Annotated in this window: 21 protein-coding genes and 2 tRNA genes; 5 read left to right on the plus strand and 18 right to left on the minus strand. The window is 55.0% G+C overall.

Annotation, left to right across the window (positions count from 1 at the left end):
- The first annotated feature begins 2 nt into the window (after positions 1-2).
- The 3 genes from OYW20_RS02065 (at position 3) to OYW20_RS02075 (ending at position 3,022) form a co-directional block, all read left to right on the plus strand.
- On the plus strand, positions 3-197 hold the full coding sequence (locus OYW20_RS02065; protein WP_268799080.1) for a Com family DNA-binding transcriptional regulator: 195 nt from the start codon (positions 3-5) through the stop codon (positions 195-197).
- Positions 164-1,009 carry a DNA cytosine methyltransferase gene (locus OYW20_RS02070; protein ID WP_268799081.1) on the plus strand — a complete coding sequence of 282 codons (846 nt, stop codon included), beginning with the start codon at positions 164-166 and terminating at the stop codon, positions 1,007-1,009. Before OYW20_RS02065 ends, OYW20_RS02070 begins: the two co-directional genes overlap by 34 nt.
- Positions 1,010-1,276: 267 nt before the next feature.
- On the plus strand, positions 1,277-3,022 hold the full coding sequence (locus OYW20_RS02075; protein WP_268799082.1) for a retron Ec67 family RNA-directed DNA polymerase/endonuclease: 1,746 nt from the start codon (positions 1,277-1,279) through the stop codon (positions 3,020-3,022).
- Here the strand turns inward: OYW20_RS02075 and umuC are convergent.
- Together umuC and OYW20_RS02085 are read right to left on the minus strand one after the other, a co-directional pair.
- Positions 3,005-4,279: a translesion error-prone DNA polymerase V subunit UmuC gene (gene umuC, locus OYW20_RS02080; protein ID WP_268799083.1), complete on the minus strand. Its 1,275-nt coding sequence runs from the start codon at positions 4,277-4,279 to the stop codon at positions 3,005-3,007. The genes OYW20_RS02075 and umuC overlap by 18 nt on opposite strands.
- Complete coding sequence (locus OYW20_RS02085) at positions 4,266-4,697, minus strand: LexA family protein (protein WP_268799084.1); 432 nt, start codon at positions 4,695-4,697, stop codon at positions 4,266-4,268. Before OYW20_RS02085 ends, umuC begins: the two co-directional genes overlap by 14 nt.
- Before the next feature lie 99 nt (positions 4,698-4,796).
- Here OYW20_RS02085 and OYW20_RS02090 point away from each other — a divergent pair, with 99 nt between their 5' ends.
- Positions 4,797-5,492 (plus strand): SOS response-associated peptidase family protein, encoded by a 696-nt coding sequence (locus OYW20_RS02090; protein ID WP_268799085.1) that lies wholly within the window; start codon positions 4,797-4,799, stop codon positions 5,490-5,492.
- On the opposite strand, the gene OYW20_RS26070 is transcribed toward OYW20_RS02090, so the two are convergent.
- The 9 genes from OYW20_RS26070 to OYW20_RS02130 all read right to left on the minus strand — a co-directional run bounded on the left by OYW20_RS26070 (position 5,459) and on the right by OYW20_RS02130 (position 13,171).
- Positions 5,459-6,196, minus strand: a complete 738-nt coding sequence (locus OYW20_RS26070; protein ID WP_408005453.1) for a CatB-related O-acetyltransferase — start codon at positions 6,194-6,196, stop codon at positions 5,459-5,461. The two genes, OYW20_RS02090 and OYW20_RS26070, sit on opposite strands and share 34 nt — an antisense overlap.
- 1,113 nt (positions 6,197-7,309) lie before the next feature.
- Positions 7,310-7,690: a hypothetical protein gene (locus OYW20_RS02095; RefSeq protein ID WP_268799086.1), complete on the minus strand. Its 381-nt coding sequence runs from the start codon at positions 7,688-7,690 to the stop codon at positions 7,310-7,312.
- On the minus strand, positions 7,687-8,187 hold the full coding sequence (locus tag OYW20_RS02100) for a Panacea domain-containing protein (protein ID WP_268799087.1): 501 nt from the start codon (positions 8,185-8,187) through the stop codon (positions 7,687-7,689). Before OYW20_RS02100 ends, OYW20_RS02095 begins: the two co-directional genes overlap by 4 nt.
- A gap of 312 nt (positions 8,188-8,499) precedes the next feature.
- Positions 8,500-8,575 (minus strand) — tRNA-Thr (locus OYW20_RS02105).
- Positions 8,576-8,871: 296 nt separating this feature from the next.
- Positions 8,872-10,089, minus strand: a complete 1,218-nt coding sequence (locus OYW20_RS02110) for a methyltransferase (RefSeq protein ID WP_268799088.1) — start codon at positions 10,087-10,089, stop codon at positions 8,872-8,874.
- A 68-nt stretch (positions 10,090-10,157) separates the two neighbouring features.
- A complete protein-coding gene (locus tag OYW20_RS02115; RefSeq protein WP_268799089.1) occupies positions 10,158-10,847 on the minus strand; it encodes an ABC transporter permease in 690 nt (229 codons plus the stop codon).
- Entirely contained in the window at positions 10,844-11,539 is a 696-nt protein-coding gene (locus tag OYW20_RS02120; protein WP_268799090.1) for an ABC transporter permease, read from the minus strand. Before OYW20_RS02120 ends, OYW20_RS02115 begins: the two co-directional genes overlap by 4 nt.
- Positions 11,540-11,616: 77 nt before the next feature.
- Complete coding sequence (locus tag OYW20_RS02125; RefSeq protein WP_268799092.1) at positions 11,617-12,384, minus strand: ABC transporter substrate-binding protein; 768 nt, start codon at positions 12,382-12,384, stop codon at positions 11,617-11,619.
- A 13-nt stretch (positions 12,385-12,397) separates the two neighbouring features.
- The gene (locus tag OYW20_RS02130) at positions 12,398-13,171 is read right to left on the minus strand and encodes an ABC transporter ATP-binding protein (protein ID WP_268799093.1); all 774 of its coding nucleotides are present in this window, start codon (positions 13,169-13,171) and stop codon (positions 12,398-12,400) included.
- 457 nt (positions 13,172-13,628) lie between these two features.
- Here OYW20_RS02130 and gabP point away from each other — a divergent pair, with 457 nt between their 5' ends.
- Positions 13,629-15,020 (plus strand): GABA permease, encoded by a 1,392-nt coding sequence (gene gabP / locus OYW20_RS02135; RefSeq protein WP_268799094.1) that lies wholly within the window; start codon positions 13,629-13,631, stop codon positions 15,018-15,020.
- A gap of 71 nt (positions 15,021-15,091) precedes the next feature.
- Here gabP and OYW20_RS02140 read toward each other — a convergent pair whose 3' ends face one another.
- From OYW20_RS02140 to mutY, 7 genes are all read right to left on the minus strand, one after another.
- Entirely contained in the window at positions 15,092-16,246 is a 1,155-nt protein-coding gene (locus OYW20_RS02140) for a Fic family protein (protein ID WP_268799095.1), read from the minus strand.
- A gap of 176 nt (positions 16,247-16,422) precedes the next feature.
- A complete protein-coding gene (locus tag OYW20_RS02145; protein ID WP_268799096.1) occupies positions 16,423-16,944 on the minus strand; it encodes a cytochrome b/b6 domain-containing protein in 522 nt (173 codons plus the stop codon).
- Positions 16,945-17,032: 88 nt separating this feature from the next.
- Positions 17,033-17,536, minus strand: a complete 504-nt coding sequence (locus tag OYW20_RS02150) for a hypothetical protein (RefSeq protein ID WP_268799097.1) — start codon at positions 17,534-17,536, stop codon at positions 17,033-17,035.
- 80 nt (positions 17,537-17,616) lie between these two features.
- Positions 17,617-17,919: a hypothetical protein gene (locus OYW20_RS02155; RefSeq protein WP_268799098.1), complete on the minus strand. Its 303-nt coding sequence runs from the start codon at positions 17,917-17,919 to the stop codon at positions 17,617-17,619.
- 99 nt (positions 17,920-18,018) lie between these two features.
- Positions 18,019-18,094, minus strand: a tRNA-Phe gene (locus OYW20_RS02160).
- Between the two features lie 102 nt (positions 18,095-18,196).
- Complete coding sequence (locus OYW20_RS02165) at positions 18,197-18,469, minus strand: oxidative damage protection protein (RefSeq protein ID WP_268799099.1); 273 nt, start codon at positions 18,467-18,469, stop codon at positions 18,197-18,199.
- Positions 18,466-19,533: an A/G-specific adenine glycosylase gene (gene mutY, locus OYW20_RS02170; protein ID WP_268799100.1), complete on the minus strand. Its 1,068-nt coding sequence runs from the start codon at positions 19,531-19,533 to the stop codon at positions 18,466-18,468. The genes OYW20_RS02165 and mutY overlap by 4 nt, the downstream gene beginning before the upstream one ends.
- Between the last annotated feature and the right edge of the window lie 7 nt (positions 19,534-19,540).

Genomic DNA, 19,540 nt, shown 5'->3' on the forward strand with positions numbered 1-19,540 from the left:
CTTTGGAAGACATTCGTTGCGGTCAATGCTGTCGAAAACTCGCTGCGGTCAGCGGGTTCGTTGAGTTACAAATCAAGTGCCCGCGCTGTCGGACACTGAATCACTTGAGGGCCACGAGCCTCCTTCCAGAACGCCAAGAGCATCCCACCACTGGAACACCTGGATGCCCACCATTGGAAGCCTGTTCGCAGGCATAGGAGGTTTTGATGTCGGATTCGAAAGCGCGGGCTACCGCACAGCCTGGCAAGTTGAGCTCAACCCATTTAACCGGGCTGTGCTTGCCGATCGATTTCCACATGCCCACCAGTTCGAAGACGTCCGCGACTGCGGTGCGCACAACCTTTCCCCCGTTGACGTCATCACCGGAGGATTCCCCTGCCAAGACATCAGCCTCGCCGGCGCTCGATATTCAAACCGAGAAAAGCGCGGACTGCGAGGCGAACGCAGCGGCCTGTTTTGGGAGGTCATACGTATTCTCAAAGAAATACAACCCAGGTGGGTGGTGCTTGAGAATGTCGTTAACCTGCTCGCTGTCAACGATAGCGAAGACTTTGAAACAGTCATCCGGGCCCTTGCGGACTGCGGGTATGTGGGATTCTGGCGAGTGCTTAATGCTCAATATTTCGGAGTGCCCCAGCAACGTCGCCGCATATTCCTGGTCGCGGGTCTTGGACGAATGCCCCCCATGGAGTTCTTGGCTGACGCCGCGCCAGTGGACGCAGTACCTCCAGCGTCTGGGTCGATCCAGTGGCCACTGCAAGCGGATGCCTGGGCTTCCCATACTCTCCTGGCAAACAAAGCAGGATCACAGATCACTATGGGCTGTACCACTTTCGTCGCTGAGCCGAACAGATGGGATCAGATGGTTGAGCGGCAGCGAGCGTCTGAAACTGATGGGCTTTGCCTCGGACTGGATGCGGCCAACCTTGCGGAGGCTTTCAGTGCCGGAAACGCCGTCGTGCCGCAGGTCGCGGAGTGGATTGGTAGGCAGCTGATCCAGCAGACATAGATACCGGCATGGCGCATACCCCAGTGCTGATGACTACGAGCTTACCTCCGAATGCATCTTTGACCGATGGCCTCTTGACGTGCCAATGCTAGCCATGCGCTACTGAGTGCTGGGCTTATAGACAGATTTTTTGTCATGTTTCGTGACATTTGAAACCATTGTGTGGGGGAATGCTCACACAGTCTGACATGCTCTACGCTGGGTGATGAATTGTCTGGCGGACGCTAATGAGTGTCTATAAGCCCTTCCAATTTCCAAGGACGGCTCATGTCAAAACTTATCCTTTTAAGAAAAGCTACGTCCATCAGTGACCTCGCGGACATCTTAAATTATGAGCCAAAGTTTTTATCATTTATTGCGTATAAACTTCCTAACCGCTATACAACTTTCGACATCCCCAAGGCGTCAGGGGGTGTTCGCACCATATCGGCGCCTCGAGCTGAGTTAAAGCTATTACAAAAAAAAGTAGCCGACCTGCTACAGATTGCCATGGAGGATATCGCCAAAGAGCTTGAGCTTGGATCTTCGCTATCCCATGGATTTAAGCGTGGCCATTCGATAATGACAAACGCCGATGGCCACAAGAAAAGTAGATTTGTCTTTAATATTGATCTAGAGAACTTTTTTGGATCTATACATCGCGGTCGCGTATTTGGTTTTCTTACAATCAATAAAAGCTTTTCTCTCCATCCAAAAGTCGCTAGGATCATCGCCCAAATAGTGTGCCATCAGGACTCTTTGCCACAGGGCAGTCCTTCATCTCCGGTGGTTTCCAATTTAATTGGGCATTTGATCGACATTCGCATGGTGCAACTCGCAAAGCAGTACGGTTGTAAGTACTCGCGCTATGCCGATGACATCACCTTTTCAAGTAACAAAAAGCAATTCCCATCGGAAATTGCTTTTGAAGCTGCACCTGATGTTTGGGAACCTAGTGGCAAACTAATAAAAATAATTCAAAAAAGTGGTTTTGTGGTCAATCCTAAGAAAACGCGAATGCAGTATAAGTACTCTAGGCAGACTGTTACAGGTCTTGTCGTGAATGGGAAAACCCACACATCCGCTGAGTTTCGAAGAAACGCAAGAGCCATGGCGCACAGTTTGTTCACGACAGGTTCATTCCACCGCCACCGGCTGACCAGTTCGGTAGCCCCTTTAGACGAGTCAGGTTCTCCGTCGATAAGCCAGCTCCAAGGGATTCTAAGCTATATCTATATGGTTGATCAGTTTAATGTCAACAAAATTGTCAGCCACAGCACTACTCGGCCAGAGGAAATTCCTCTTTCAGCTATTGAAAAAACTCATCGCGACTTTCTTTTTTACAAATATTTCTATGCTAGCGCGAAACCAACTATAGTTTGCGAAGGTAAAACAGACAATATTTACCTAAAATGCGCGATGAAAAAACTCGTTAGAAACTATCCTGAACTCGCTTCAGTTGCGTCAAACAAAGCGAGATCAGTCAAGGTTGACTTTATGAACTATTCAGCACTTACTCATAGGATGCTGGGGCTTAATGGAGGGGCGGGCAGCATACCTAAGCTTATTAGAAGCTATGCTTCAAGTTGCAGAATCTATAAGCATTCTCCAGTGTCTCCGACTATTATAGTTGTTGATAATGACTCAGGAACTACAAGCATATTTAATGCGATAAGGGATGAGACCAAGTCAATTTACATGATAACTACTCCAAAAGGCCAAGAATTTGATAAATCTCGAAGCTTTTACTACGTTGTGAAGAATTTGTACGTGGTCTTCACACCATTGCTAAACGGTAAAGAATCAAAGATGGAAGATTTTTTCGATCAGAAAACTCTAAATCGAAAGATTGGGGGGCGTAAATTCGAAGTTATCACCAAATCATCTAGTGGTTATAGCAAAAATGACTTTGCACAGAAGATTGTGAAGTCTGATCAGAAAAATGTGGTTTTCAAAAGATTCAAGCCTATTTTGGACGCAATCACCGCAGCGCTTGCCCATTATAAAGCTGGGGTATTACCTAACTCTCCATAACTGATCCAGCTTCGTTGTGTAGCTGCAGCTAATTAATTCCCGCCGCATCTTCCATTCAGGCTCAGTGGGCACACTCGCAGCCCTTAACGTCCCCCTGCCCCATCGCTCGTTAATCTCATCCAACACCCCCATCACCTTCTCCGCCGCCACCGGCTGCGAAGCCGCAAACAAATCATCCGTAAACTCCCCGGGCTGCCGCAGATCCAGCAGCAGCACCTCGGCCTTGCTGTATTTGAACCCCGGCCGGAACAGCCGGTTGACCGCCTCGGTCGCGGCCTTGGTCATCAGCCGCACGTCGTTGGTGGGGTAAGGCAGCTCAACCAGGGCTGCGTTGGCGTACTTCACTTCTTCGGGATTGAACATGCCGGTGCGGATGCTCACGCGGATCTTTTTGCACAACGAGTTCTGTGCCCGGAGCTTCTCGGCGGCGCGCTGGGTGTAGGTGGCCACTGCTTCCTTGATCGGCTCGATCTCGGTCTGGCGAGTGCCGAACATCCGGCTGCAGCAGATCTCCTGCTTCGGCGGATCAGCCTCTCCCATTTCCAGGCACGGCGTGCCGGCAAGCTCACGGGCGGTCTTCTCGATCACTACGCTGAATTTCTGCCGCAGCGTCCGGGCATCGGCCTGGGCCAGGTCCATCGCGGTCTTGATGCCCATACTTTCAAGATGCACTTTCATTTTGCGGCCGACACCCCAAACCTCGCCGACGTCGGTGTTGCGCAAGGTCCAGTCGCGTTTGAAGGGATCGCAGATGTCGACTACACCACCGGTCTTATCGAGCAAGCGCTTGGCCGTGTGGTTGGCCAGCTTCGCCAGCGTCTTTGTGTGGGCGATTCCGACCCCCACGGGGATGCCCGTGCGCTTGAAAATCGCCGCGCGGATCTTTCGGCCGAGCGCGGTCAGATCGCCGGATATGCCGGTGAGGTCTGCGAACGCTTCGTCAATGCTGTAAACCTCCAGCGCAGGCACCATCGATTCGATGATGGTCATCACCCGCTCGCTCATGTCGCCGTACAGCGCGTAGTTGCTGCTGAACGCAACCACGCCGTTTTGCCGCAGGTGGTCTTTGATCTGGAAATACGGCGCGCCCATTTTCACGAACGGCTTGGCGTCGTAGCTGCGGGCGATGACGCAGCCGTCGTTGTTCGACAGCACCACAATCGGTGTCTTCGCCAGGTCGGGCCGAAAGACCCGCTCACAGCTTGCGTAGAAGCTGTTGCAGTCAATCAGCGCAAAGACCGGCTCAGGCTTTGTCATGGTCGCGGACGCTGTACTTCACCACACCCCAGATCACCAGCTCGTCGCCTTCCATCACATGACGCGCCGGGTATTTGGGGTTTTCCGACATCAGCACCACTTCGTTCTCACGCATGTGCAGGCGCTTGCACACGGGTTCCGAGTTGATTGCCGCGATGACGATGTCGCCATGCTCGGCGTACAGGCTGCGGTCCACGATCACCAGGTCACCGCAATAAATGCCCGCGCCCTGCATGCTGTCGCCTTCGATTTTCACCAGGTACACGTGGGGCGCACGGATCTCGAACAGCTCGTCCAGCGAGATGTGCTTTTCGATGTGATCCGCTGCCGGCGACGGGAAGCCAGCCGGCACCTGAAAGGAATAAAGCGGCAGCTGTTCGCCGCCGTTCGACAATGGGCCAATGAGGGTGACGCTCATGATGCGAACCTTGATTTGAGTAACTGTACGTATATACAGTTAACGATCTTGGCCCGGCGCGGTCAATCTCGTATGTAGGAAATTTCGACGGGTGACACCATGTGCGGACGCTACTCGATCTACGAATCCATGGACCACTACCTCAAGGAGCTTGCGCCAAAGCAGTTGGTGATCAATGGCTACGATCTTTGGCCGGTCGAGCGCTACAACGTCGCGCCGACGACACGCGTGGAAATCATCCGGGCTGCCGGCGATGGACTGAGCATCGACAAGGTGCGCTGGGGCTGGTCGCCGTTCTGGGCCAAAGGCAAGCGGCCGGACCCGATCAATGCGCGAGTCGAAACGGTCATGACGGGCAAGTTTTTCAAGGAGCTCTGGCCGCACGGCCGATCACTGGCGCCTGCCAACGGCTGGTTTGAATGGGTGAAAGACCCGACCGATCCGAAGAAAAAGCAGCCGTATTTCATCCGCCTTAAAAGCCAGGCGCCGATGTTCTTTGCGGCGCTTTCCCAAGTGCGGCCCGGGCCAGGGTTGGAGGCAAACGATGCGGATGGCTTCGTGATCATCACGGCAGCGAGCGATGCGGGGATGGTAGACATCCACGACCGCAGGCCGCTGGTGTTGTCGCCGGAGATGGCGCGGGAGTGGGTGGAACCGGACCTATCAGCAGCCAGGGCGGAAGAAATCGCACGCAATGGCTGCAGACCGACCGATGACTTTGAGTGGTTTACGGTCGGGAGAGAGGTAGGAAATGTTCGAAATCAGGGGGCGCATCTAATTTCGCGTACCGGATAAACATGCGTGAAATCACCGTTGGCGTAGCACCCGGTTCGTGTGACAAACAATTTGGAGTAACGGGCCGGTCTGCAGGCGGACTGGTCGAGACGATCAAGAAATGTTTCTGGGTTGTCCATTGGAAGTCGCTTCAAGTCGGTTACTTCCAACTCCCACCACCGGCTCTTCAACAGCCTTGTGATCAACGCGGGCGGATGTCGAAAACGCACCACCTTTGCAGGTACGCCGGCAACAACTGCATAGGCCGGCACATTCTGAGTGACCACTGACTGCGCGGCAATTATCGCGCCGGTACCGACGGATACCCCATCAAATAGCATGGCGCCGCGTCCAATCCAAACGTCGTGTCCAACGATTGTGCTACTGCGCTGGCTAACGTAGTGAGTTTGACTATCAGTGTATTGAAAAGGGTGACTGCTCACCCAGTTGGTAGGGTGTGTGTTTCGACTTTGTCCTATAACCACGTCAGAGCTGATAGAGCAGAACCGTCCGATCGAGGCCACGCACGACAGCTGTCCGCCACTGCGAATGTATGTATGAGCGCCGAGGATGAGTTTTTTCGATTCGATGTCCACTCGGCCTAGTAAGACGTTTTCCTCCAGGACCAGCTCGGTTTGGGAGGCAAGGGACTTCAAACCTCCGCCAATCTTGCAGCCGTGATTTCTGATCCGGCGTTTCCATTGCAGCCTCTTTAGACCTAACAAAGTGATCCCCCGTCCCTTCCATGGTGAATGAGGCCCAGTTTTAGCAATTATCGCCAAGACTTTATGTCGGAAGTGTCTGATTGTTTCAGTGATGGCCAGAGAGTCTCGGATGCTTCAAAGCGGCGAGGCAGGAGGTGCTGAGAAAACCCTCCAGAAAACGCACTGTTCCCCCTCCCGCCGACGGGCTTTGCGTGATTTTTTTGTGCAAACGCGGGTGTAGTGCAAACGATGCTCCAGCCCAGGCGGGCTGTGGGCCTCTGCAGGGCAGCGCCAATTGCACAGAGTGCAAAGTTTTGCGCAGAAATGAAGCGCGGTTGCACAGCGGCTAGGGGAGTTGTAACGAAGGGGGCAATGCTGGAAGGCCCGGATTCATTGGGCGAAAAATTGAAAAACATGCAAAAGGGCGGGTTTTCAAAATCCGTTTCGGTCTTGAAAAGGTCGCAACGGGGGATATGTCATTAATCGAGGCAGGTAGCTTAAATCCAAGCGGGCCGGGGCTTTCAGGCAGATTTTAAGCAAGCCAGGCTTTGCACGGGATGGCAGACAGTCCGGCCTGAATTGCTTCAATCCCGAGGTGCACAAAAAAAAGGGTCTTCAACGAGAACGGTTCGCAAGGGTAGGGGTGGAGTTTTGAAAATAGCGATATTAGCTATATGACCTTTCCGACATGCCTGCAAGCCACGGATTTACTGGGGTCAGCGTATTACATGGCGAAGTAATATTAAGCGATATGAATAGTAATACTTTCCTCAAACCCCTGGATTCATTGGGTTTTAAGAAAGAGATATATAGCTATTGATAAAGGTAATAATATCGCCAATGTATCGCTTAAATATCGCTTTCCTGAAAATCGCTGAAAGCCTTGTTTGGTAAGGCCTGTAGCCAATTTTCGAGGAGCATATTACTAATATCGCTATTTTTTAGCCCCCCCACAAATTTTAGGATTAACCTTCTAGGGGGGGCGCTGGTGTTGTATCACCAAATGCAAAGTCATTGCTGATGTCAGTCTTTAACCCGGGTCCTGTGTGGTGCATGCAAGGTAACCCTGCTGAGGGCGTCGAATGAGAGGCAAAGAAAAAGGCACCGATGGGTGCCTTCTTGGTTTCTCACTACTCAGTCAGCCTTGCTTGTCTTGGCTCCAAAAAGGAACCCAATGCTGGTAGTGGTGAGCCCGTACAGCCATTTCCTTAGATCTTCGAGTCCTGGACTCTGAATTGGGAAAAAGCTCACGCAAACTATGACGATAGAGAGGATCAGTACCATCCCGGCGATATTTGTGGGTGCTGATGAGCTCGAACCCCAGAGCTTCCCTAGATGGCCGAGTTTCTGGCCATTGTGGAGCAGCTTGTATCGTTCAGCATCCTCAGCAAAGAAATTCGACTCGTCCCGGCCGGTCGTTTTTCCAGGTCCTGCAGTAATAGCCTCTGCCTTTGGATCAATCACTACTTCATCTATGGGTAGCTGAGGCTGCGCCGTCTCGCGCTCGATGGTCAACTAATGATCGCCTGCTGCTGCGTCTTGGCAGCAGCTTCACCAAACCACTGCGCAATCCGTTGGAAGGGAATGTCCATCCCTCGCAATCCAGGATGCTCGCTCCAAGTCATATCCCAAGGCGTTCCTGGTGCATGCGTCATTTCGGACAAGGCAATGCCCGTATACCTGCTGTAGCTGTTCCAGACATTGCTCAAAAAGGCCCGGATGTCTGGATCGGCTGGGATAGGTACTTCAGCCACGCGGTAGAAATCAGATTCAGTAGCTTTCGCCCTGATTTCGCCGGATCCAAACCGTTGGAATTCACGATACAGTGAAGGAATCACTGGGCCGTACTGCCAGGCTTCGACAGTTTCATTGATGAGTGGCGTTCGCGTATAGCCGGCGTACCAACCATGAGCGTAGTACACCAATTTCTGCAATTTCATAGGTGTGATCGATTCGCCGCTAGCTGCGGCGAGCTCGAGAAAATAGTTGGCGATAGACTTTGGGTTTAGCACGGTGTGTTCCTCTAGGCGTCCCTGGCGTAGCTGTCGCCTATAGCAGCAGTGGCGTTATGACCCTAGCTCAGGCGGCGCAGTATTGCATCTATATTCAACGCATACCACATATATAGATAGGCAGCAAAATATTTTATACTGTATTTATACTGTATTTATACACAGTATTTTGAAGAGGTAGAAGGAGAATTTTCGAGAGCGGACGCATTCGCGTCGGGGAGGATCTATAGAGCTTAAGGTCCGTTGTTACGTGCGTTGTTACGTGTACCAGAAACGACAAAGGCCTGCATCGCTGCAAGCCTTTGTTTTATATGGTGCCGGCACCAGGAGTCGAACCCGGGACCTACTGATTACAAGTCAGTTGCTCTACCAACTGAGCTATACCGGCGTGATGGGCGCTGATTATAGGGATTTGGTTTCTTGAGTAAAGCCCTAATTTCAGTTTTTTTGCGTCTTTATGCCAATTAGCGCTGAGGCTTATTCACAAGCGAGCTAAAGGCCTTATGCAATGAGGTGATATTCGTAGAACGGTTCTCATTGGTTCGCAAGCTACTGAATTTTCGTGAATTAAAGTGCTGTACAAAAAACGACCAATCGCCGAAATGCCCAGCAAGCTACGTATTTATTGCGTCGTCGGATATTCCGTCAACAGACTTATCCACAGGCTGGCGCGTTTTGGATCGGTCAGATCCGCTCAGCGAGGATCATCACATTGCGCGGTGTGGTCGGGCTGTCACAGAAGGTGCCGATGCGTACGTTGTAGCCTCTCTCGCAGAGGTACAGCGCGCGGTCGAGGACGAGCCAGAGCTCAAGCGGACGGCGGAATAGGTTGCGCACCAGCTCAAGATTGCGGACTGCCGCCAGCCGTTGCCAGCCGAGAGCTTCCAGTGACTGCCAGTTTCTTTCGCCTGTGAGGGCTACGTCCTTCATTGCCGCCAGGTCTTGGATGTACTCGGCGAAGGGTTTTTCCAGCCAGGCGACAGGCAGTGAGGGGGTGGGCAGGTATTGATCGGTGCCGCGAAGCTCGCGTTGCAGTACGTCGAACGCCAGGCGGCGAGCCATCGAGACGTCACGCTGGCGACGCACTCGGGCGCCTGCGGTGACTGTTTCGCTAAGCGGCAGGCCAAGGTCATCGATTGATAGCCTCAGCGCAGAGGCCTGGCCTTGGGTGGACATTGCTTGATAGCTGTCGGCGGTAATACGGTTGTAGCAGCAAGGCGCGATTGCCATCTGTTGGCAGTCGGCGTCGCTGGCCAACCGCATGAGCTGGACATGCAAATCGCCGCAGGCGTGCAAGGCAACCGGTGTGTGGCGGGCGCGTAGTTGCGAGGACGCATCGGGGGCCATGACGTCTTGTTCGATGTGCTCGGCGCAGATGTGCAGGCGTGCGCTGAGTGTGCGCCCGGCTTCGACCAGTTGAGGGTTGAACTCAAGGCACGTCAGGGTTTGGCCGTTGTATGCCAGCCGGCGGCCGAGATGGCCTTTGCCGGCGCACCAGTCGAGCCAGTGCTCAGGCGTTTGCTTGAACACCAGCGCGCTGGCAAAGGCTTCGATTTGTTGCCACTTGCGTCCTGGCACGTCCACCGCCATGCGCGATGAAACGCTCGGCAGGTCAGTAACCGGCAAGTTGCCGAGCGCGCTCAGGGCCGAGGATTGCCTGGCTATCTGTACAAACGGGGCTGGAGCGTCGAGCCGCTCAGGGTGATTGTGCGCAGCTTCCGCTTCGTCGAGTGTCCGGCTGCGTAGCCACGCGGCAAGTTCGGGGTGCAGCGACTCCCAAGGCAGTTGCAGATGGGTAAACGGTTTGGGGCGCCACAGGGTTTGATGATCGAGCAAATAGCGATCCAGCGCCTCGAAGCGGGCGCGCAGGTCGTGGGTTCGCAGGATCGGATCAGTGTTCATGAGCAGGGTGCGCAGGGCTCAGTGGTGAAGAGCTGAGTGGTGAGTGTCGGCCTTGCGAAGTCTCGCATTTATCGGCCCTGACACTGATCAACGCGCAGCGCTTTTTCCAGCAATTTGAAGCCTTGCACCAGCACGAACGACATCAGCAGATAGAACATCCCGGCGGCGAAGAATATTTCGACCGGCAAATAGGTGCGGGCGATGATCGTGCGAGCCATGCCGGTGAGTTCCAGCAGCGTCACGGTGCTCGCCAGGGCGCTGGCCTTGAGCATCAGGATCACTTCGTTGCTGTAGGCAGGCAGCCCGATGCGCGCGGCGCGGGGTAGCACGATGTAAATCAGTGACTTGGTTTTGGACATGCCCAGTGCCCGCGCGGCCTCGACTTCGCCTACCGGTACGGCCTGAATAGCGCCCCTCAGGATTTCGGCGATGTAGGCAGCGGTGTGCAGCGTCATCGTCAGCGCGGCGCAAAAAAACGGGTCGCGCAACCACGGCCACAGCGGGCCCTGGCGCACTGCATCGAACTGCGCGAGCCCGTAATAAACCAGAAACAGCTGCACCAGCAACGGCGTGCCACGAAAGAAGAAGATGTAGGCGTAGGGCAGCGTACGCACGTACGGGTTGCGTGAAGCGCGAGCAATCCCCAGCGGGATCGCCAGCAGCAGGCCGGCGATGACCGCAACCGCGACCAGTTCCAGCGTCAGCGTCGCGCCCTGCGCCAGTTTCGGCAGCCATTTGATGATCACGTCCCAATTCATGAGGCGCTCCTTGCAAAGCCACGGGCTGCGCGTCGTTCGAGAAAGTGCATGCCGGTCATGGCGATGACAGTCAGGCCCAGGTACATGAACGCCGCCACCATATAGAAGGTGAAAGGCTGCTTGGTGGACGTCACCGCGATCTGTGCATGGCGCATGACTTCTTCGAGACCGATGACAGAAACCAGCGCGGTGTCCTTCATCAGGATCAAGAACAGGTTGCCCAGGCCGGGCAGGGCGATGCGCCACATCTGCGGCATGACCAGCTTGATGAAAATGCGTGAGCGCGACATGCCCAGCGCCAACCCGGCTTCGCGGTGGCCCTTGGGAATCGACAGCATCGCCCCGCGAAACACTTCAGTGGCGTAGGCGCCAAAACACAGCCCCAGCGCGATGACGCCTGCCGCGAATGCGCTGAGCGCAAGGTCCGGCATACCCAGTGCCTGGCCGATGGCGCGCATCAAATTGACCGTGCCGAAGTAAATCAACAACACCCAAAGCAGTTCAGGAATACCGCGCACCAGCGTCGAGTACGCGCCGCCCAGCCATTTCAGTGGGCGATAAGGTGAGGTTTTGGCCAAGGCTCCGAGCAGGCCGAGTACCAGCCCCAGGCACAGGGCCGACAGCGCAAGCTGGATGGTCATCAGCACACCGGCGACGAGCGCGGGGCCGAATCCGTAGAGATCAAAATTCATGGCAGGGCTTGTTTCAGGGACGGCAGCTGCGGCTGCGCCTTATAAAAGGAGCAGCACAGCAGCGTGCGTCAGACGGATCAGAGAATGCTGAAAGGGAAATACTTGTCGTTGATCTTTTTGTAAGTGCCGTCTTCGATGATTTCTTTCAGCGCAAGGTTGAGCTTGGCGCGCAGTTCGTCGCCTTGACGCACCGCGATGCCAATCTTGTCGTTGTCGTAAACCGGGTTGCCCTTGAATTCGTAAGCGGCGCCTGCCGGGCTTTTGAGCCACTCGTAGCTGACGTATTTGTCGGAGAGGATGGCGTCGAGTCGGCCGGATGTCAGGTCGAGGTAGGCGTTTTCCTGGGTGTCGTACAGCTTGACGGTCACATCGCTGCCCCAGTTGTCGTCCAGCCACGTGCCGGACAGCGTAGCGCGCTGGGCGCCGATGGTTTTGCCACTGAGAGACGCTTTCAGCTCATCGACGGTGTTGCCTTTGATCTCGGTGCTCTTGGGGGCGATGAATTGCAGCTTGTTCGAATAGTACGGTTCGGTGAAGTCCACCGCTGCCTTGCGTTCATCGGAGATCGACATCGAGGACACGATGAAGTCGAACTTCCTGGCGTTCAGGGCCGGGATCATGCCGTCCCAGTCGGAGGTGACGATTTCACACTCGGTCTTCATTTTCGCGCACAGGGCCTGACCGATTTCGACATCGAAGCCCACGACCTGGCCGCTTGAATCTTTGTTGTTGAAGGGCGGGTATGCACCCTCGACGCCCATTTTCAGGGTTTCGGCGGCAAAAGCGCTGGAGGCGAATGCCAGGGTTGTGGCTGCGGCCAGCAAAAGTTGTCTGAGGGTCTGCATGAATGTGGCTCCGTTAACGATTGCTGGACATGAATTGTTTGCAGCGCGCCGACTGCGGGTCTTCAAAGACCTGCTGCGGCGATCCTTGTTCCTCTATCAACCCCTGATGCAGAAATACAACTTCGCTCGACACCTGACGCGCGAAGCTCATCTCGTGAGTCACCAGTAACATCGTGCGACCTTCTTCTGCCAACGCGCGGATCACGGCGAGGACTTCCTGCACCATTTCCGGATCGAGTGCCGAAGTCGGCTCATCGAACAGAATCACTTTAGGCTGCATCGCCAATGTTCGGGCGATGGCGGCGCGTTGCTGCTGGCCGCCGGACAACTGTGCCGGATAGACATGGCGTTTGTCACCGATGCCGACCTTGGCCAGCAGCGCTTCGGCCACTTCTATCGCCTCGGCTTTGCTTTGCCCCAGCACACGGCGTGGCGCCTCGATGATGTTGTCGAGCACGCTCATGTGAGGCCACAGGTTGAAATTCTGGAAGACAAAACCGATTTCGCTGCGCAGACGATTGATCTGTCGCGTGTCGGCGGCGATCAGCTCGCCATTGCGCGCGGGCTTGAGCTTGAGCTCTTCGCCAGCTACCAGAATCTGGCCCTGATGCGGGTTCTCCAGCAGATTGATGCAGCGCAGCAGGGTCGATTTGCCCGAGCCTGACGAGCCCAGAATCGAAATCACATCGCCGTCGCGCGCGCTTAGCGAAATGCCTTTGAGTACATCAAGGTCGCCGTAGCGTTTGTGCAGGTTGCGAATTTCCAGGGCGGTCGTGGCCTCGGCCATGTGCGGTCCTCATGTGTTCTGCGTGCTCTGACGCGACAGGGGCGAGCCAACTGCGGCACTGAATCAGTGCTGCCGTATTGGGCTGTCTGCGCGAAAAAGGCGCGATGTTGCCACCTTTGACTGGCTAATTAAAGTCTGGGAAGGCCAATCCACCAAGGGAAAGTGGCGGTTATGCATTTAAACGGGGCAATACGAAACTAAATGTGTATTTTCGGTGCGCTCAAGCGTCATTTAGCTGAGTTGGTAGGTAACAAATCCTACGTGGCTGGCGGAACGCCATATCAATCAACGGCTTGTGATACCTCTCTAGCGTCAGCATTTCCAAGCACGACGTCGTTTTTGAAATATTTTGGCGTAATCCTTGCGTAAAAAATAAGTAACAGAGCCGTAGAGATATTTTTACGAGTGTCCCTCGCGCCCTTCGATCCGTACGAAAAATCCTTCAAAGGTTGTTGTTATGAGCAGTAGTTCGAAGTCCTCGAATCTCGAGCAAGGGCTGAAACCGCGTCACATCACAATGCTTTCTATTGCGGGCGTCATCGGCGCCGGTCTGTTTGTGGGGTCTGGTCACGCCATCGCGGAAGCGGGCCCCGCCGTGCTGCTCGCGTATGGCGCTGCCGGTACGCTGGTGGTGCTGGTCATGCGCATGCTGGCCGAAATGGCTGTTGCGTCGCCTGACACCGGGTCGTTCTCAACCTATGCCGACCGCGCAATCGGTCACTGGGCAGGCTTCACCATTGGCTGGCTGTACTGGTGGTTCTGGGTGTTGGTGATCCCGCTGGAGGCCAACGCCGCCGCGACGATCCTGCACGCATGGTTTCCGGACATCGCCATTTGGGCGTTCACCCTGGTGATCACGCTGCTGCTAACGGCAACCAACCTGTTCAGCGTGAAAAACTACGGCGAGTTCGAGTTCTGGTTTGCGTTGATCAAGGTATTGGCCATTCTGGGATTCGTGGCGTTGGGGATCGCGGCTATTTTCGGCTTGCTGCCCAACTCTCAAGTCAGCGGGGTCAGCCATCTGTTCGACACCCAAGGCTTCATGCCCAACGGCATCGGCGCCGTGCTGGCGGCCATGCTGACGACCATGTTCTCGTTCATGGGCACTGAGATCGTGACCATCGCCGCTGCCGAATCGAAGAACCCGGATCAGCAAATCACCAAGGCCACCAATTCGGTGATCTGGCGAATCTGCCTGTTCTACCTCGTGTCGATTTTCATCGTCGTGGCGCTTGTGCCGTGGAATGACAGCCGTCTGGCGGACGTCGGTTCCTACCAGACCGTGCTGGACCTGATGGGCATTCCCAACGCCAAGCTGATCGTTGATCTGGTGGTGTTGGTGGCCGTGACCAGTTGCCTGAACTCGGCGTTGTACACCGCCTCGCGCATGATGTTCTCGTTGGGCAAGCGCGGCGACGCCCCGGCCATTTCGCAGCACACCAGCAAAGCGGGCACGCCCATCTGGGCCGTTCTGCTGTCCACTGCTGCAGCTTTCCTCGCGGTCTTCGCCAACTACGTCGCGCCTGCTGCTGTGTTCGATTTTCTGCTGGCCAGCTCCGGTGCCATCGCGCTGTTGGTGTACCTGGTCATTGCCGCGTCGCAACTGCGTATGCGTCAAAAACGTGAGGCTGCGGGCCAGAGCATCGCGTTTCGCATGTGGCTGTTTCCTGGGCTGACCTGGGCGGTGATCGTGTTCATCGTCGCTGTGCTGGCGATCATGTTGGTGCAGGAAGCGCACCGCATGGAAATCATGGCCACGGGCCTGCTGAGCATTCTGGTCATCGCCGCAGGCTTGATCGTGTCGAGCCGCCGCAAAAATGCCAAAGCGGGCAAAGCTGTACTCAATTGAGATGATCGATTGAGTTGCACGACGTGAAAGAAGCGGCCGCGATCAGTGATGATTGCGGCCGTTTTTGTTTGCTAAGGGTTCTCCAGTGGCGCAGGAATAAAGCCCTCGTCGCGCAGAGCCTTTATGACACCCCGGGTCAGGTAATTATTTGAAAACCCAATTGTGTACTGCCTGCTTTTTTCACTAATCGGCACCAGCATGCCTTGCCCTACTAGCTTCTTGATCAGATAAGTACGTTGAGCACTGTTCAACTGCGGCAAAACACTGCCCAGATCCGACGACTTCAAAATTCTGGACTTCACCGCAAGAGTGAGCACCAGCTCCTCCGTACTCGTTATCCGTTGCCGATGGCGAGCGAAGGCTATAGCCGGGGCAAGGATTGAGGTGGTCAGGTAGGTGTATTTTGTTAAAAGATCGACTTTCTTCAATTCGTCCCGAATGCCCTCAAGAACATAAGTGCACCAGGTTTCGAACCCAGCTTTGGTGCCGCTATCTGCTGTGGTCAACATCGCGTAATAGCGGTCGCGGTCATTGCAAAAAACTGCGGTTGGATTAAGGACACGCCCTCCGGTGTTTACGTTAAATCCATATTTCATAAGCAGCGCATAAGTCATAAGCCTTACTACCCGGCCATTACTATTTCCGAATGGGTGGATCCACCCAAAACGGTGGTGAGCCAACGCTACCTTCATAAGATCGTACTTGGCCGAATCGGTCTGATTTACAAATCTAACCAAGTCCTCCATGTATCCCGGTACGTGAAGAAACTCTGGCGGCAGATGGGATGATTGGGAAATGCTGACCTGCATCTGCCGGTAGCTTCCTGGCGTTTTATCGCCCTCCCGCTCCAGTCCCTGGACCGTAATTGTATGAAGTTCTCTAATGAATCGTTCCGTAATCAGAGCTCCAGGGGCTACCGAATGCTCAATGTAGTCCATTGCCTTTTCGATATTCGCCACTTCACGCAATTGATCTGTTTCCCCGGTTTTGCCTTCCGCTTTGCTGTCTATGTAGTCAGCCAGAGTCGTGTGATTCCCCTCGATTCGCGCCGACCCCAAACTTTCAAGCGTATGAAAAATCGACTTAAGCTGGAAAAAAACTGGTGCAGGTGTGTCGCCCTCCAGTCTTAATCTGCGCAGATGTTCCAGTTCGCCCAGCACATCCACCAATTCTGAATCGAAGGTGGGATTCAGCAGCTCCAGATCGTGATGAGCAAAATTGGACATGTGAGAATTATCTCGAAAGGAAAAAAAATTTATCTATAAAAAAAGGCCTCAAAGGCCCATTTTTACGAGGGCCTGATGAGGGCCTGATAAACGCTATCTCAAATCCAGCCGCAGGCTAAGTGTAATTTCCTGAAAGCTATGTCGAAGTTTCACCAGGAATGACGAAAGGAACGCATTCACAACATCCGCCCAAGCACCGGCTTGCCCGACACCTGATGCTGCACCACCGCCAGCACATGCAGTGTGACCAACCCCGCCAACACTGCGCATAACGCGTGATGCACATTGTGCAGTGCGGTCAACGCCGTCGCTGAGTGGACGAGTTGTGGGAGCGCGAAGAGCGCCAGCATGTTCACAGGATGAGTCATCATCAGCACGCCGGTGATCAGCACGCCACTCACCACGGCGTACATCGCCATGTGGGCCCAATGCGCCATGCGCGCCTGGATATTGAGCGGTGCAATCCTCTGTGGGGCCGTAACCGCGAGCCAGAGGCGCCACATGAATATCGGGATGAACACGCTGGTCAGTTGCGGATTGGTTGACTCGACCCATTGTCGAAGCGGGTCATCCTGCGCCAGCAACGCCACGCCGAACCCGCTGAAAGTCGCCCACAGAATGACCGTCGCCGACACCCAGTGCAGGTAGATGCGGAGCGTGGAATAAGCTGGGGCGATAGTAAGGGGGAGGTCGGTCAACGCGGCGGCCTTAATTGAGAAGCAATGTCATTCTCGTTAAGGCTGGCACGCTAACCGCGAAGGGGTGCGTTGTAAATTAAATTCGCCGTTACGGATGAGGCTGTGTGGGCCTGGCGGTGCGGGCGTTTTTCTTTTCCAGGATCTGTGACGCATGGTTGTAATCGGCCTGGAATGCCTCGCTGCCGATCCACTCGATGGCTGCGTCTTCGTCTTGATCGTGCTCGATGGCGCGATAGGTGATCAACAGGCCCATCATAAAGTCTGTGGCGTCTTCTTCCGGCTCTTCGGCAATCACCAGCTCAAGCACCGGGTATTGCAGGAACACCACGCACATTGCCAGTTGGCTGATGCCTTCGGCGGTTTTCATGGCCTGGAACAAATCGTCGAAATCGGCAGGGTCGAAGCCGTTTTCAGCAATGTCCTTGAAGTCGAAGGTGCTCAAGTCGATCTCAACGTCATCGAACGGCTCGTTGACGAACGGGTTGGCCAGCACCGGATGGACGACGTTTTGCACGGTCTTGCCCATGCGGTTTTGCCTGGCTTTGTCTTTCGCCCGCTTGGCGCGTTTCTGTTGCTTGTCAGGGGAGGCCATGGAGGCTATTCCTTTTTGCGATACAGCCATTTGCATGGCCCGGAATGATCGGGCGCACAGTGTATGGGGTCTTTGGCGGATTAGTCGCCTTTCTCGCCCTTTGAAAGCGTTCGCATGATCGACTCGTCCTCGATTTCTGCCAGATATGCCACCGCGGCTTCGCGTTCTTCGTCATCCATCGTTGCGATGATTTCGGGGTCTACGTAGGCTTGGAGAAGCAACTCGTCGTCTGTCATCTCTGCATCGTAGGGCAGGAAATCGGGCATGAAATAGTCAGGAACGATGGGGGCGGGCGTTTGAGGGTTCTGGCGAGCAACACGCAGATCCTTGGCTTTTGACTTGGCGCGCTTTGCGCGTTTCTGCTGCTTGCTTGGCGATGCCATGGCAAGGCCCTCGTGTTTTCCGTCAGGTCCACAATGGTAATAAATCGCGCCCAATAAAAAACCCCTGAATCTTTCGATGCAGGGGTTTTTCGGTATTTGTGGTGCCCAGAGACGGAATCGAACCGCCGACACGGGGATTTTCAATCCCCTGCTCTACCGACTGAGCTATCTGGGCAACGGGGCGCATTAAACGTGTTTTTCAGGGGGTCGTCAAGCGGGTTTCTAAAAAAAATCGAATTATTACCGTCGCTTACGACCCGCACTGCTCAAAACCCTTTTATTCCGAGGGCGGGACGTAGCCTTCAGCCTTGGCGTATTCCTCGCCCGACAGGAACTTGTCCATTTCGACCTGCAGGAATTTGCGGTCTTCGGCATTCATCATGTTCAGGCGACGTTCGTTGATCAGCAGCGTCTGGTGTTTCTGCCAGTCGCCCCAGGCTTTCTGCGAAACATTGTTGAAGATGTCTTCGCCTTTGGCGCCGGGATACGGGGCGCGCTCCAGGCCTGGCAGTTCTTCTTTGTATTTGCGGCACACTACGATGCGGGTCATGAGGACTCTCCTGCATTCAAGACGTCGGCTGCATTTTTGAGCAGCTTCTTCACCGGGGCGGCAAGGCCCAGGCGCGGCGGGGTGGCGAGGTTATACCAGAGCCAGTCATCCTCGGCCACGTGATGGGCGGACTCTTCGACTTGCACCAGCCAGGGTTCGATAGTCAGCTGAAAGTGGCTGAAGGTGTGAATCAGGCTGGGCAGGGCTTGATGCTTGCCCAGTGCCAGTGCGTGCTGCGTCGCCAGATGCTGCATGTCATCGAACTCGTCGAGTTCCGGCAAACTCCACAAACCACCCCACAAACCGGTCGATGGACGACGGTAAAGCAGGATCGCGCCGTCGCGGTTGGCGAAGATCGGCATCAGCGTGCGCTTTTGAGGAATGGTCTTGCGTGGCTTGGGAATCGGGTAACGCGTTTCCAGCCCCAGCATGTGCGCCTCACACCCGCGTTCGAGCGGGCACAGCAGGCAGCTAGGTTTGCTTCGCGTACACAACGTTGCGCCCAGGTCCATCATCGCCTGGGTGTAGTTGTTCACCCGCTGATGCGGTGTAAAACGCTCGGCGTTTGCCCACAGCTGTTTGGCAATCTTGGGCTCTCCCGGATAGCCCTCCTGCGCCGTATAGCGCGCCAGAACGCGTTTGACGTTGCCATCCAGAATTGGCGCCCGCAAACCCATGCTGATACTGGCAATAGCGCCTGCTGTGGACAGCCCGATGCCCGGCAGCAGGATCAGCTTCTCCACATCCCGCGGGAACTCACCATTGTGGTCGGCGACAACAATCTTGGCTGCCTTTTGCAGATTGCGGGCGCGGGTGTAATAACCCAGGCCCGTCCACAGGTGCAGCACCTCGTCTTCCGGCGCCTCCGCCAGCGCTTGAACGCTGGGGAGTGCTTCCATGAAACGATCAAAATAATTGAGCACGGTGCTGACTTGAGTCTGCTGCAGCATGATTTCCGAGACCCACACCCGATACGGCGTGATGTCGTGTTGCCACGGCAAATCGTGTCTGCCGTGGCGGTCATACCACTCCAGCACGGCGCTGGAGAATTGTTCGGCTAGCATTTAAGTT

Origin of the sequence: Pseudomonas sp. BSw22131, assembly GCF_026810445.1 — a bacterium.
In the GTDB taxonomy this organism is placed as follows: Bacteria; Pseudomonadota; Gammaproteobacteria; order Pseudomonadales; family Pseudomonadaceae; genus Aquipseudomonas; species Aquipseudomonas huanghezhanensis.